This window comes from Streptomyces minutiscleroticus (assembly GCF_014650875.1).
GTDB lineage: Bacteria > Actinomycetota > Actinomycetes > Streptomycetales > Streptomycetaceae > Streptomyces > Streptomyces minutiscleroticus.
In genome coordinates this window covers 267,054-279,779 of record NZ_BMVU01000003.1, presented here as the reverse complement: position 1 = coordinate 279,779, position 12,726 = coordinate 267,054, and the positions used below count along the sequence as shown (strand labels likewise).

The following is a 12,726-nucleotide window of genomic DNA, read 5'->3' as shown; positions in this document are numbered from 1 at the left end:
GTCGGACCCTACCCCAGCGGTCCCGGTGGTCTCGACGGCGTGGACTCCTTCACTCTGCGGTGCCGGGGCGACGCGGGCGGTGGGACGGTGGGGAGGCCGTAGGTCCGTGCGGCCGTGCCGGTGAAGACGTCCTCGCGTTCGGCGGGGCCGGGACCGGCCGTCAGCTCGCGGGCGGCGGCGAGGACGTCGGCGTACGTGGCGGCGAGCCGGCAGACGGGCCGGTCGGAGCCGGACATCAGCCGTTCGGGGCCGAAGGCGTCGAGCACGGTGTCGGCGTACGGCCGCAGGTCGTCGACCGACCAGGAGTCCCAGTCGGCCCCGGTGACCATGCCGGACAGCTTGCACACGGTGTTCGGGAGGGCGGCGAGGCCCCGGACCCGCTCCGCGCCCCGGTCACAGGTCCCCCACCACCGGCAGCGAGGCGTCCGCGCCCTGCGCGGAGCGGTCGTGGACGACGTCGAGCGGGTCCGCCATCCGCGCCTGCCGGGCGACGTCGGCCGGCAGGTCCTCCAGGGCGGCGAGCACGGCCCGGTAGTCCTCGGCCTCCAGCAGGTGGAACAGGTCGGTGCCGCTGCGCCGGATCGTCCACCGGCCCACCCCGGCGGCGCGGATGGCGGCGGTCGGCTCCCCGGTCACCTCCCGGTGCGCGGCCTCGTACTCCTCGACGCGGGTGCGCGCGGACCCTGGTGTGCAGGGCGCCCCTCATGACGGCTCCTTCGACGGCAGGGGTTCTCCGGCCGGACCGGACACGGGTACGGGGGCGTCCGCGGGCAGCAGGCCCTCGGCGCGCAGCTCCTCCCAGAGGGCGTCCGGGACCGGGCGCCGCAGCTGTTCCACCGCGTCGTCCACCTCCCGCGCCGAACGCGCGCCGGCCAGGACGCTCGCGACCGCGGGGTGCCCGAACGGGAAGCGCAGCGCGGCGGCCCGCAGCGGCACTCCGTGGCGTCCGGTGATCTCCGCGAGGCGCCGCGCCCGGTCGAGCACCGGCTGCGGGGCGGGTGCGTAGTCGTAGGTGGCGCCGGGGCGCGGGGCGGTGAGCAGCCCGGAGTTGAAGACGCCGCCGATGACGACGCTCCGGCCGCGGGCGGCCGCCTCGGGGAGCAGCTCGGCGAGCCCGTCCTGCTCCAGGAGGGTGTAGCGGCCGGCCAGGAGCACCAGGTCGATATCGGTCTCGCGCAGGAAGCGGGTGGGCAGCGCGGACCGGTTCATGCCGATGCCGATCGCGCGGACCACGCCTTCGTCGCGCAGCCGCTCCAGCGCCGGGTAGGCCTCGCGCAGCGCCTGCCCGGCGTGGTCGTCCGGGTCGTGGATCAGGGCCACGTCGACCCGGTCGAGGCCGAGGCGGTCCAGGCTGGCCTCCAGGGACCGGCGCACCCCGCCGGCGCTGAAGTCCCAGACCCGGCGGTGGTCGGCCGGGACGGCGAAGCCGTGCGCGAGGTCGTCGCCGGCGGCGCCCCCGGGATGCGGGACGAGGAGCCGGCCCACCTTGGTGGACAGGGTGTAGGCGTCGCGGGGGCGCTCGCGCAGGGCGGCGCCGAGGCGCCGCTCGGACAGGCCGAGGCCGTAGTGGGGCGCGGTGTCGAAGGTGCGGACGCCGGCGTCCCAGGCGGCGTCCACCGTGGCGCGGGCCTCCTCGTCGGTGACCGGACGGTAGAGGTTGCCGAGGGCGGCGCAGCCCAGTGCCAGGCGGGAGACCTCGACGCCGGTGCCGCCCAGCGTGGCCGCCCTCATGACCGGGGTTCCGGGCGCAGCCGCGGGCCCTGCATGCCGCCGTCCACCGCGAGCGCGGTGCCGGTGACGGACGCGGCGGCCGGACCGGCCAGGTGGACGACGGCGGCCGCCACCTCGTCGGCCGTGACCAGGCGGCCCATGGGCCGACGGGCGTTCAGGGCGGCGCGTTCGGCCTCGGGGTCGTCCGCGGCGTCCAGCAGCCGGACCACCCACGGTGTGTCGGCGGTGCCGGGGTCGACGCAGTTGACGCGGACGCCCTCGCGGACGTGGTCGGCGGCCATGGCCAGGGTGAGGGCCCGCACGGCGCCCTTGCCGGCGGAGTACAGGGCGCGCTGCGGAAGTCCGGCGGTGGCCGCGACGGAGCAGGTGTCGACGATCGACGCGTGCGCGGACCGGCGCAGAGGGGGCAGGGCGGCGCGGGTGGTGCGGACGACGCCGAGGACGTCGACGTCCAGGACGCGGTGCCACTGCTCGTCCGGGTTGTCCTCGGCGGTGCCCGCGGCGCCGATGCCCGCGTTGTCGACGAGGATGTCGATGCCGCCGAGTTCCGCGGCCACGGCGGTGCGGACGGAGGCGTCGTCGCTCACGTCCGCCCTGAGCCCGAGGAGCGGGTCGGTCACACCGTCCGGGGCGAGGTCGAGCACGGCCACCCGCGCCCCTTGCGCGGCCGGCGCGCGGGCGGTGGTCGGCCCGATGCCGGACGCGCCGCCGGTGACGACGGCTCTGAGGCCCGAGAGCCCGGTCATGCTGTCTCCTCCGTTCGTGCCAGGTCGGCGGCCCGGAACGAGCCGTCCGGGTAGCGGTACCCGGTAAGGGACTCCGCGCGCATGGTGGCGGAGGAGCCGGGGCGAGCGGGGCCGTGCAGTGGCCGTCGCGCACCGCCACCGGGTCGGTGAAGTGCTCGTGGAGGTGGTCGACGAACTCGACGGCGCGGTCCTCGGTCGTGCCGGACAGCGCCAGGAAGTCGAACATCGACAGGTGCTGCACCAGCTCGCACAGGCCCACGCCGCCGGCGTGCGGACGGACCGGCACCCCGAACTCCGCGGCGAGCAGCAGGATCGCGAGGTTCTCGTCGACCCCGCCGACCCGGGCCGCGTCGATCTGGACGACGCCCACCGGGACCACGAGCAGATCCTCGGCTCGCCGCGGTCGCGCGACGCCGCGCCGGCCGCCTCCGCCGCGGCCGTCCGCATCGCGGCCGTGGAGCAGTGGCCGGCCGTCGGCCCGGCCGGCGACCCGCTGGACCGCGCCGAGGACCGAGCGTCCCGACCGCGCGTGTCGCGGACGACCGGGCGAGCAGGAACGCACACCACCGGCACGGCCCCCGGGAACGGCACACCACCCCCACCGCCCTCGGGGACGCCCGGCGGAGTGCGACTCCCCTCGGCCGTCGCCGGCGGGTGGCACCGGAGGCGGGACCGTGGGCGGCGTTGCGGACGTCGTCACGAGTCCCCCGGCGGACGTGCCGCAGGCGGAACCGGTGCGGGCACGGCCGCCTCCGGGCCGGATCAGGCGCGCAGGGCGTGGTGGAGGGTGGGGTGGCAGCCGACGGCGGCGTCGACACCGACGAGCTGGATGACGCGCAGCACCGGCCCCTGGGGGCAGACCAGGCGCAGCCAGCCCTCCGTCCGCGTGGCGGCGAGGTGGGCGGCGATGAGGGCGTTGAGGCCGGTGGAGTCCATGAAGGTCACACCGGTGAGGTCGAGCACGGTCCGCGGCGGTGCGGTGGTGCCGGGCGGGAGCAGCGCCTGGGCGAACCGGTCGCGGTTGCTGTAGTCGATCTCGCCGCGCGCGGCGACGACCCGGACGTCGTCGACGGTGTCCGTGGTGATCGACAGCCGATCGGGCCGTGCTGCTCCGTCGGTGTGGGTCACGGTCTCCTCGCATGCACGATGCTCGTCAGTCACAGCGTGGGCCAAAGCTCCGTCTCGACAGTCTCCCGGTGCTGTCACAGCATCCGGTACCGACACCGCAGGCGTCCGCGCCACCCTCACGCGTCGCGTACGGGCGTGTCAAGCATGGCCGTGCACATATGCACCGTGCGGCTCATCGGTGGGGAGCCGTCCTGCGTGCCGGGCCCGTCGTGGCCCGGAAGGGCGGCCGGTGCCGGCACCCGACGGTCGCGGGCTCGCGGACCGTCCTGCCACGGGTACGGGTGCCGCCGCAGCACGGGTACGGGTGCCGTCGCGGCGGGTTCACGATCGCGCGCTCGGCCGGGCGGGCGGGCGCCGACGGGACTTGACGGGCCTCCGTACGTCCCCGGGCGGAGGGGCGGCAGACGGTCCGGCCTCGGCCGTCGATGCTCCGGCGCCGTCCCGGCGGGCCGGCGTTCGGCTGCTTGCCGTAACTTCCGGGGCGGCCGCGCCCTCCGCGGGGAGTCGGCCCAGGCCAATTGTCTTGATTGCGTGGATGATTTCCCGGTGAGCCCCGGCTTTGAGGGCAGACGCCCGGGCGTAACCGCTCCCAGCTCGGAAAGAGGGCGAGTCGGATGGACAAGGCCGTCCACAGCAACGACCGGCAGACGGACGACGAGCCGATCACAGTCTCCGCCGCGTACGCGGGCAACCCGGACGACATCGCCCAGGCGCGTGATCTGGCCCGTGCCTTCCTCACCCGCGCGCGGACCGAGTACGGCCTGCCCGTCTGCGGCACGGCGGTGGACACGGTGCGGCTGGTGGTCAGCGAGCTGCTGACGAACGCCTGCAAACACGCGCCCGGACCGTGCCTGCTCGACCTGGAACTGCGCGGCGACCGTGTCGAGATCACGGTGCGGGACCGCGCGCTGGGACTGCCGGTGGCCCATCCCGCCGATCCGTACCGGGTGGGCCGGCACGGCCTGGAGATCGTCACGGCGGTCGCCCAGAGCTTCACCGTGCACCGCGAGCCCGTCGGCAAGCGCACCACCGCCGCGGTCGCGCTCACCGGCCTCCCCGGCGAGAGGGCCGCCGCGCCCCGGCCCTGACGGCGCCTGCCGCCGCCCGTGCGGGCCGCGACCGCCCGCCCGCGGCCCTCGCGGCCCCGTGCGCGAACGGCAAACGCGTCCGCGGCGCGGCCCATGCGCCGCGCATATACATCGCATCAATCACATGACCAGTGCGGCAGTGTCCTGACAGCCCACCGGCTCGTTGCCACGCTTGAAAGAGAGACCAGCAGCGACGGGCGCGGTCACGGCCCGTCCCTGACGGACGGCCGGAAGGATGGAAGAGGACGCGAAACCTCGCCTGATCACGCATCAGGTCCGGGACCGACACGCCGTGGTGGTGTACGTGGCCGGCGAACTGGACAGCGACACCGTCCGGCTCCTGATCGACGAGTTCATACAGCTGGCCCCGTACCGGGACGGCCGCCGCCGGGTACTGCTGGACCTGTCCGACATCGCCTACTGCGACCGCGGCGGCCTGTTCACGCTTCTCGGCCTGTGCAACGCCCTGACCATGACCGGTGTCGCCGTCGGCATCACCGAGCCGAGCACCGTCGTACGCACCATGATCGCCATAGCCGGACTCGGCACCCGGCTCCCTCTGCGCGACGGGGAAGGACCTCCCCCGCACGGAGACTGAGCCAGGCCCGCCGCACGGTGTCACAACGGTGACGCGGCCGTAGGCGGCGCCTTCGCCGGGTGCCGGACGCCGGACACGGCGGGCGAGGACCGCCGGACACGGTGGCGGGGACCACCGGGCGACATCGCCCGTACGGGTAATGGACGGCGGCCGCCCGCGGCGGGATGCTCCGGCACGGGGTCGGGTGACGGCACCGGCGACCCGGTTCCCACGCCGTGCGCAGGGGCTCCTGCCCACGCCCACAGTTCCTGCGCACGGCACGAGGAACACCGGCCCGCCGCGGAGAGCCGTACGGCGCGGGAGCGGCCCCCCTGACCGGAACCGGGCTCGGGCTCGGCCGGCGGCCGGCCCTTCCCGCCCTTCCTCGTGTCAGGGGACCCCGCGTGGCGCGGAGTGCTGCCGCGCGGACCCGTCCGGGCCTACCAGTCGTGGACGGTGCCGTCGTGGAGGCGGTTGACGGGGAGGTAGGCCGGCTCGTAGGGGTGGGCCGCGGCGAGGTCCTCGTCGAGCCGGACGCCGAGTCCGGGTGCCTCGCCGGGGTGGAGGTGACCGTCGGTGAAGGTGTAGGCGTGGGGGAAGACCTCGTGGGTGAGGGCGGTGTGGCCGGAGTACTCCTGGATGCCGAAGTTGTGGACGGCCAGGTCGAGGTGGACGGCCGCGGCCATGCCGACGGGCGAGATGTCCTCGGGACCGTGGACGGCGCTCTTGATCTGGTACTGCGCGGCGAAGTCGAGGAGCTTGCGCAGAGGGGTGACGCCGCCGAAGTGCGTGACGGCGGACCGGACGTAGTCGATCAGCTGCTCGGTGATGAGGCCCTGGTAGTCGTGGAGGGTGTTGAACACCTCGCCGACGGCCAGGGGTGTGGTGGTGTGCCGCCGTACCAGGCGCAGGGCCTCCTGGTTCTCCGCGGGCGTGCAGTCCTCGAGCCAGAAGGGCCGGTAGGGCTCCAGGTCCTTGCCGAGGCGGGCGGCCTGGACGGGGGTGAGCCGGTGGTGGGCGTCGTGCAGGAGGGGCAGGTCGGGGCCGAACTCGGAACGTACGGCCTCGAAGACCGCCGGTATGTGACGCAGGTAGGCGTCGGTGTCCCAGTCCTCCACCAGGGGGCGGGCCTGCTGGTGGAGGACGGCCGAGCCGTCGGCCCCGGTGGTGTGGACGCCGTAGACGGCCTTGAGCCCGGGGATTCCGGACTGGATGCGGACGGCCGGGTAGCCCTCGGCGAGGCGGGCGCGCACCGAGTCGAGGAGTTCGGGTATGTCGCGGCCGTCGGCGTGCCCGTACGTGCCCACGCGCCGGCGGCTGGCGCCGCCGAGGAGCTGGTAGAGGGGAAGGCCGGCGGTCTGCGCCTTGATGTCCCACAGGGCCACGTCGACGGCGGCGATCGCGGCCATGGTGACCGGCCCGCGCCGCCAGTACGCGCCGCGGTAGAGGTACTGCCAGGTGTCCTCGATGCGGTGCGGGTCCAGGCCGATCAGCAGCGGAACGATGTGGTCCGACAGATAGCTGGCCGCGGCGAGCTCCCGGCCGTTGAGCGTGGCGTCCCCCAGGCCCGTCAGGCCCTCGTCGGTGGTCACCTTGAGCGTGACGAAGTTGCGGCCGGGGCTGGTGACGACGACCTTGGCGTCGACGATCTTCATGCGTGTGTGCTCTTCCACGGTAGGTGTCGGGGACGGGGCGCTGTGGTCAGCCCTTGGTGACGCCGCAGGCCGGTCCGGCGACGGGGCACTTCGGCCCCGGGGGCGCGGCGGGGACGACGGCCGGGGTGATCAGAGGGACGGCTGCCATGGGTCCGCCGGGCCGGCCGCCTCCGACGCCACCGGCATGAGCGCGCCGAGGACGTGGGGAACCCCGCCGGGGCCGGCGCCGGGACGGCTACGGCGGTGGAACACCGGGCGCTCCGTCACCTCGGGGGGAGACCCGGCAGCCTCCCCCACTGGCGGACGGCACACGCGCCGAGCGCCCTGGTGCCGTCCGTGACGGTCGCTCCCGCGGTTGCCGCTCCCACGACGGCCGGCCGGAAGGGCTCCGGCCCGGAAGCCGGCTGCTTGTGGACACCGTCACCCCTCGCCTTCCCGTCCGGACGTGCACACCTCTCGGGCCATGCGGTCCGCCTGGCAGGACCTGTTGAGCCGGGGCGACCGTAACAAAGGGAAACCCTCGTACAACACCCCTTACGATCCACAGGTTTCCGCAGGCCGGACGCCTGGGCCGGGGTACGGGACAGCCTGCCGCCCGATCGGCGGTCCGGAGTGCGGGCGGGGCGTCGGCTCGGACATCACCCTGCTGGTCGGCGACGGCATGAGCCGCGGCACCGTGTTCCCACCGGCCACCGCGACGGCGTCGTGGAGGGCCGGGTCGCCCCGCACCTCGTCGACCACGTCACCCGCCGCCCTGTTCACCCCGCCGCCGGGAGACGGGGCGGTGTGTCAGCGGCATGACGCCGTCAGCGGCCGTCGTGTCCGTAGTCGGTTCAGGTCATACGCCATGACTGCGCTCACTCGCATCACTGCCCGCCCGCGCCGGCAAGACATGGGCGCAGCCACCACTCGAGTGAAGCAACAGACTCCACTCATCCGTACTATCCCTACACCGGGACACCCACCGACGGTCGTACGTCCGCCGTCGCACAACCGATGGCACTCCGGCCACTGCCTCCTGCGGAGGCGTCGGCCGAACGCGGTCCCGTCCACGGCCGACAGCCATAGAAAGATGAACACACCATGTCTGTGAACACGGAAACAACCGACCTGACGGGCCAGTACCGCGCGCAGGTGGACGCCGACCTGGGGAACAACGCCGAGGAACAGGAGCGTGTCACCGCCGAGATCGCCGCGTTGCAGGAACGGCTGACCGCACTGCGGCACGAGCGTTCGGTCCTGGTGAACGTGCAGCGGGCACTCGTCGCCGCCGCACCCGCCGCACCCGGCTCCTCCGGCGGTGCCACCGTCCCCACGTCCCGCAAGGAGGCTCCCGCCCCGTCCGGGCGCGGCAAGGACGCGCAGGAGGAGAAGCCCGCCGCCGGGAACGGCGAACCCGTCGAGAAGACCACCACCGGGAACGGCGAGCCGGCCGGGAAGACCACGGCCGGGAACGGCAGGCCCGCCGGGAGGACCGGGACCGCCGCCGAGAAGGCCCCGAACGCCGAGGCGCCCGCGTCCTCCCGGCCGACCCTGGTCGAACTCACCCGCCGTCACCTGGCCGAGCAGAACGAACCGCGCTCCGCGGCCGAGATCACCACGGCACTCGCCCAGGCGCTCCCCGACCGCGGCATCAAGGCCACCGTCGTGCGCACCACGCTCGAAGGGCTCGTCGCCAGGAGCCAGGCTCAGCGCACGCGGCAGGGCCGCTCGGTCTTCTACAGCAGGCCCGAGGCGTAGACAGCCGACGGGGCGGAGCAGTTCGCGCAGGACCCCTCAGCGCACCGGTGGTCGACCGGTCCGCTCGACCACGCCGTGGGAATGCGGACGGCAGGGAGCACCACCGCCGTCCGCGGGCGTGCCCCTGTGCTTCGTCGGCCGCAGGTGGACGCGGACGTGCGCAGGTGGGTGCAGATGGGTGCACGACCTGCCGTCGGGCCCGGGCGGCCCCGGGCCGTTCGAAGACCGTGGCCCGTGCGCCGGTACGGAAACCGACTGCGCGGACCGTTCGGTCGGTCAGCAGACATCCTCGGTCCGTCACAGGACAGGTGACTGACGGAATCACATGAACGCTCCCCGGAACCATCCACGGGCACTCCGCTGACGGTCCTCTCCCCCACCCCGGAACCCCGCAGCGCGCCGCTTCACCTCTCGCCCTCCCCTCTCCACCCGGTGCGCAGGACCGCCGCCGGGCACATGCATGAACCAGCCGAACCAGTGCCCGCGTCAGCGACCGCCCTCGGGGCGGACGCCGCTGCGGCAGCCGGCTGCGGGCACCGAGCCCGGCGGCCGGCCCGTCTCCTTCGAAGCGGTGAAGTTCGGGGAGTCCCGTTGACGGCCGGGCCGCCCATCGGCCCGGCCGGGGCGGGCGCGCAGGCTGCGGCCGGCGTCCGGCCCTCGATCGTTCCACCTGCCATGTCCCGCCAAGGAGCGGACTGTCTGTGAGCACTGTCGACTCCACTGGGCGGGTCCGGCCCGCCCGTCCCGGTGCCCCTTCCCGTGTCGGCCCGTACCGGATCATCGGCCGCCTCGGCTCCGGCGGCATGGGCACCGTCCACGCCGGTCCCGCCGCCGACGGGCTCCGGGTCGCGGTCAAGGTGATCCATCCGGCGCAGGCCGAGGACCCGGAGTTCCGGGCGCGGTTCCGTCGCGAGGTGCGGCTCTCCGCCCGGGTGCAGGGCCCGTGCCTCGTACCGCTTCTGGCCGCCGACCCCGGGGCCGCCGTGCCGTGGCTGGCCACCGCCTACGCCGCCGGCCCCACCTCGGCCGGCACCTGACCGCCCACGGCCCGCTCGCCGGAGGCACCCTGTACGCCTTCGCCACCGGCACCGCCCAGGCGCTGGCCGTCATCCACGAGGCAGGTGTGGTCCACCGTGACGTGAAGCCGCAGAACGTCGTCCTCACCCCCGCCGGACCACGCGTGCTGGACTTCGAATCGCCCGCGCCGCCGACGGCACCGGTGTGACCCGTACCGGTGTCATGACGGGCACTCCCGGCTGGATCAGCCCCGAGTACTACCGCACCGGCACGGCCGGACCCGAAGGCGACATGTTCGCCCGGGGCGCGCTCGTCGCCCACGCCGCCACCGGCCGTCCGCCGTTCGGCGCCGGTGCGCCGGAGGTGGTCGCGCTCCGGCTGAGCACGACGGCGTCGGCGACCTGGCGCATCCGGAGGTGCCCGCCCTCCCCGTCGTGCCGGCGGCCGAGCACGTCGAGCAGTGAGTACTCACGTGCGCTCAGGCCGTGTCCGGCCTGCAGGGCCCGCCCGGCACGGCTCTCGATCCCGTCGTGGAGCAGGGGGAGCGCGCACCAGCCCTGCGCGAGGGCGGTGACTGCGGGGGCGGTGGCTGTCACAGGGGCTCCTTCGGAGGCGGGCCTCACCGCCAATGCTTGCACACAATGGCAAACACGTACCGGCGTAGCCAGCGCTTGCCAATATCCAGCGTATGCAACTATTGTCGCCGCCCGTAAGCGCCTCAAGCAATCACTTGGAAGGTACGTCCATGCCTCTCGCGCTCCTGGCCCTGGCCATCGGGGCCTTCGGAATCGGCACCACCGAGTTCGTGATCATGGGTGTGCTGCCCCAGGTCGCGAACGACTTCGGCGTGACCGTCCCGACCGCCGGCTGGCTGGTGTCCGGCTACGCCCTCGGCGTGGTGATCGGCGCTCCGCTGCTGACCGTGCTCGGCACCCGGGTGTCCCGCAAGAAGATGCTCATGTTCCTGATGGGCCTGTTCATCGTGGGCAACGCGCTGTCCGCGTTCGCGCCGGGCTTCGGTCTCATGCTGACCGGGCGGATCGTCGCCTCCCTCGCGCACGGCGCGTTCTTCGGGATCGGCTCCGTCGTCGCCGCCGACCTGGTGGCCCCCGAGAGGAAGGCCTCGGCCATCTCGCTGATGTTCATGGGCCTGACCGTCGCCAACATCGTCGGCGTCCCGGGCGGCACCTACATCGGCCAGGCCGCCGGCTGGCGGGTCACCTTCGCCGTCGTCGCGGCCCTCGGTGTCGTCGGCCTGCTCGGCGTGGCCGGGCTCGTCCCCGAGACCGGGCGGCCGGAGACGGAGGGCGTGCGCCCCGAGTTCGCCGCCTTCCGCAACGTGCAGGTCTGGCTCGCGATGGCGATGACCGTGCTCGGCTACGGCGGTGTGTTCGCCGCGATCACCTACATCACGCCGATGATGACCGAGGTGGCCGGCTACACGGAGGCCGCCGTCACCTGGCTGCTGGTGCTGTTCGGGATCGGCATGTTCGTGGGCAACCTCCTCGGCGGCCGGTTCGCCGACCGCGCCCTGATGCCGATGCTGTTCGCCTCGCTGGGCGCCCTGTCCCTGGTCCTGCTGCTGTTCACCGCGACCGCCCACCACAAGGTCCTCGCCGCGATCACCCTGACGCTGATCGGCGCCCTGGGCTTCGCGACCGTGCCCCCGCTGCAGAAGCGGGTGCTCGACCAGGCCGCGGCCGCTCCCACCCTGGCCTCCGCCGCCAACATCGGCGCCTTCAACCTCGGCAACGCCCTCGCCGCCTGGCTCGGCGGCGTCGTCATCGCCGCCGGTCTCGGCTACACCTCGCCCAACTGGGTGGGCGCCCTGCTCTCCGGCGCCGCGCTGCTGCTGTCCCTCCTGGCCGCCCTCCTCGACCGCCGCACCCGTTCCCGGGCGTCCGGCAGGGTCGTGGCGGCCTCCCGGACCGACCAGGCGGCCGTACCCCTGGGCCACTGACCTCCCGGCCCTTCCGCCGGCCGGGACGACGGCCCCGCATGCCCCGGGCACGCGGACCGCGCCGAGGGCGCCTGCCCGCCCGGTTCCCCCACCCCCGTACGCACAGCGAGGAAGATCTCCCCATGACCACCCCGGTCCCCACGGTCCCCACCGTCACGCTCAACAACGGCACCCGGATCCCCCAGCTCGGCTTCGGTGTCTTCCAGGTCCCCGACGCCGAGACCACCGCCGCGGTGGCCTCCGCGCTCGAGGCCGGCTACCGCTCCGTCGACACCGCCGCGGTCTACGGCAACGAGGCCGGCGTCGGCAAGGCGCTCGCCGCCTCCGGCATCCGGCGCGACGAGCTCTTCGTCACCACCAAGCTGTGGAACGCCGACCAGGGCTACGACGCCACCCTGAAGGCCTTCGACGCCAGCCTGGCCGCGCTGGGCCTGGAGTACGTCGACCTGTACCTGATCCACTGGCCCGCCCCGGCCCGCGACCTGTACCGGGAGACGTGGAAGGCGATCGAGAAGCTGGTGGCCGACGGCCTGGTACGCACCGCCGGCGTCTCCAACTTCCAGCCCGCCCACCTGCGCCGGCTGCTGGACGGCGCCTCGCTCGTCCCGGCCGTGAACCAGATCGAGCTGCACCCCGGCCTCCAGCAGAACGAGCTGCGCGCCCTGCACGCCGAGCTCGGCATCGCCACCGAGGCATGGAGCCCGCTCGCCCAGGGCGCCGTCCTCGGCGACGACGCGATCACCGCCGTCGCGGAGCGCCACGGCAAGTCCCCCGCTCAGGTCGTCCTGCGCTGGCACCTCCAGCTCGGCAATATCGTGATCCCCAAGTCCGTCACCCCGGCCCGCATCGCGCAGAACATCGACGTCTTCGACTTCGCCCTCACCGACGACGAGATGGCCGCCGTCGCCGCGCTCGACCGCGGCCTGCGCACCGGCCCCGACCCCGACACCCTCGACTGATCCCTCCGATCCCTCTGCCCCTTCTCGAACGGCACCCCTGCGGGGCGGTGGTCCACCGCCCCGCAGGGGTGCCGCGGCACCGCGGCGCCCCCGTCGGCCCCGCACCACGCCGGTCCCGCCGCGCC

General features: G+C 74.2%; 11 protein-coding genes and 4 pseudogenes. 7 read left to right on the top strand and 8 right to left on the bottom strand.

The window, feature by feature from the left end:
• Positions 1–8: 8 nt before the first annotated feature.
• From IE271_RS06505 to IE271_RS06480, 6 genes and pseudogenes are all read right to left on the bottom strand, one after another.
• A pseudogene (locus IE271_RS06505) lies at positions 9–386 on the bottom strand (amidohydrolase family protein); the annotation flags it as partial.
• 7 nt (positions 387–393) lie between these two features.
• Positions 394–706 (bottom strand): annotated as a pseudogene (locus IE271_RS06500) (L-rhamnose mutarotase).
• Positions 703–1,731, bottom strand: coding sequence for an aldo/keto reductase (locus IE271_RS06495; protein ID WP_190189331.1), 1,029 nt, complete (start codon positions 1,729–1,731; stop codon positions 703–705). The pseudogene IE271_RS06500 and the gene IE271_RS06495 overlap by 4 nt, the downstream one beginning before the upstream one ends.
• Entirely contained in the window at positions 1,728–2,477 is a 750-nt protein-coding gene (locus IE271_RS06490) for an SDR family NAD(P)-dependent oxidoreductase (RefSeq protein WP_190189202.1), read from the bottom strand. The genes IE271_RS06495 and IE271_RS06490 overlap by 4 nt, the downstream gene beginning before the upstream one ends.
• A 157-nt stretch (positions 2,478–2,634) precedes the next feature.
• Positions 2,635–2,847 (bottom strand): annotated as a pseudogene (locus tag IE271_RS41715) (enolase C-terminal domain-like protein); the annotation flags it as partial.
• Between the two features lie 392 nt (positions 2,848–3,239).
• Positions 3,240–3,605: an STAS domain-containing protein gene (locus IE271_RS06480; RefSeq protein WP_190189201.1), complete on the bottom strand. Its 366-nt coding sequence runs from the start codon at positions 3,603–3,605 to the stop codon at positions 3,240–3,242.
• Positions 3,606–4,219: 614 nt separating this feature from the next.
• On the opposite strand from IE271_RS06480, the gene IE271_RS06475 reads away from it, so the two are divergent.
• Together IE271_RS06475 and IE271_RS06470 are read left to right on the top strand one after the other, a co-directional pair.
• Entirely contained in the window at positions 4,220–4,693 is a 474-nt protein-coding gene (locus IE271_RS06475) for an ATP-binding protein (RefSeq protein ID WP_190189200.1), read from the top strand.
• Between the two features lie 235 nt (positions 4,694–4,928).
• Entirely contained in the window at positions 4,929–5,291 is a 363-nt protein-coding gene (locus IE271_RS06470; RefSeq protein WP_351278008.1) for an STAS domain-containing protein, read from the top strand.
• 419 nt (positions 5,292–5,710) lie between these two features.
• On the opposite strand, the gene manD is transcribed toward IE271_RS06470, so the two are convergent.
• The gene (manD, locus tag IE271_RS06465) at positions 5,711–6,925 is read right to left on the bottom strand and encodes a D-mannonate dehydratase ManD (RefSeq protein WP_190189198.1); all 1,215 of its coding nucleotides are present in this window, start codon (positions 6,923–6,925) and stop codon (positions 5,711–5,713) included.
• 1,083 nt (positions 6,926–8,008) lie between these two features.
• On the opposite strand from manD, the gene IE271_RS06460 reads away from it, so the two are divergent.
• From IE271_RS06460 to IE271_RS43855, 3 genes are all read left to right on the top strand, one after another.
• Complete coding sequence (locus IE271_RS06460) at positions 8,009–8,665, top strand: hypothetical protein (RefSeq protein ID WP_190189197.1); 657 nt, start codon at positions 8,009–8,011, stop codon at positions 8,663–8,665.
• A gap of 701 nt (positions 8,666–9,366) precedes the next feature.
• A complete protein-coding gene (locus IE271_RS43860; protein WP_373308724.1) occupies positions 9,367–9,702 on the top strand; it encodes a protein kinase family protein in 336 nt (111 codons plus the stop codon).
• Positions 9,654–9,890, top strand: a complete 237-nt coding sequence (locus tag IE271_RS43855) for a protein kinase domain-containing protein (protein WP_373308723.1) — start codon at positions 9,654–9,656, stop codon at positions 9,888–9,890. The genes IE271_RS43860 and IE271_RS43855 overlap by 49 nt, the downstream gene beginning before the upstream one ends.
• 154 nt (positions 9,891–10,044) lie before the next feature.
• Here the strand turns inward: IE271_RS43855 and IE271_RS06450 are convergent.
• Positions 10,045–10,278 (bottom strand): annotated as a pseudogene (locus IE271_RS06450) (MarR family transcriptional regulator); the annotation flags it as partial.
• A 149-nt stretch (positions 10,279–10,427) separates the two neighbouring features.
• Here IE271_RS06450 and IE271_RS06445 point away from each other — a divergent pair.
• Positions 10,428–11,642, top strand: a complete 1,215-nt coding sequence (locus IE271_RS06445) for an MFS transporter (protein WP_190189196.1) — start codon at positions 10,428–10,430, stop codon at positions 11,640–11,642.
• 122 nt (positions 11,643–11,764) lie between these two features.
• Entirely contained in the window at positions 11,765–12,601 is an 837-nt protein-coding gene (locus IE271_RS06440) for an aldo/keto reductase (protein WP_190189330.1), read from the top strand.
• Positions 12,602–12,726: the final 125 nt, after the last annotated feature.

What these genes read in the sequence shown, in the direction of transcription:
- IE271_RS06445 (WP_190189196.1), top strand. Translation starts at nt 10,428, where the DNA reads ATGCCTCTCGCGCTCCTGGCCCTGGCCATCGGGGCCTTCGGAATCGGC.
- IE271_RS06460 (WP_190189197.1), top strand. Translation starts at nt 8,009, where the DNA reads ATGTCTGTGAACACGGAAACAACCGACCTGACGGGCCAGTACCGCGCG.
- IE271_RS06440 (WP_190189330.1), top strand. Translation starts at nt 11,765, where the DNA reads ATGACCACCCCGGTCCCCACGGTCCCCACCGTCACGCTCAACAACGGC.
- IE271_RS06490 (WP_190189202.1), bottom strand. Translation starts at nt 2,477, where the DNA reads ATGACCGGGCTCTCGGGCCTCAGAGCCGTCGTCACCGGCGGCGCGTCC.
- manD (WP_190189198.1), bottom strand. Translation starts at nt 6,925, where the DNA reads ATGAAGATCGTCGACGCCAAGGTCGTCGTCACCAGCCCCGGCCGCAAC.
- IE271_RS06495 (WP_190189331.1), bottom strand. Translation starts at nt 1,731, where the DNA reads ATGAGGGCGGCCACGCTGGGCGGCACCGGCGTCGAGGTCTCCCGCCTG.
- IE271_RS06475 (WP_190189200.1), top strand. Translation starts at nt 4,220, where the DNA reads ATGGACAAGGCCGTCCACAGCAACGACCGGCAGACGGACGACGAGCCG.
- IE271_RS06470 (WP_351278008.1), top strand. Translation starts at nt 4,929, where the DNA reads ATGGAAGAGGACGCGAAACCTCGCCTGATCACGCATCAGGTCCGGGAC.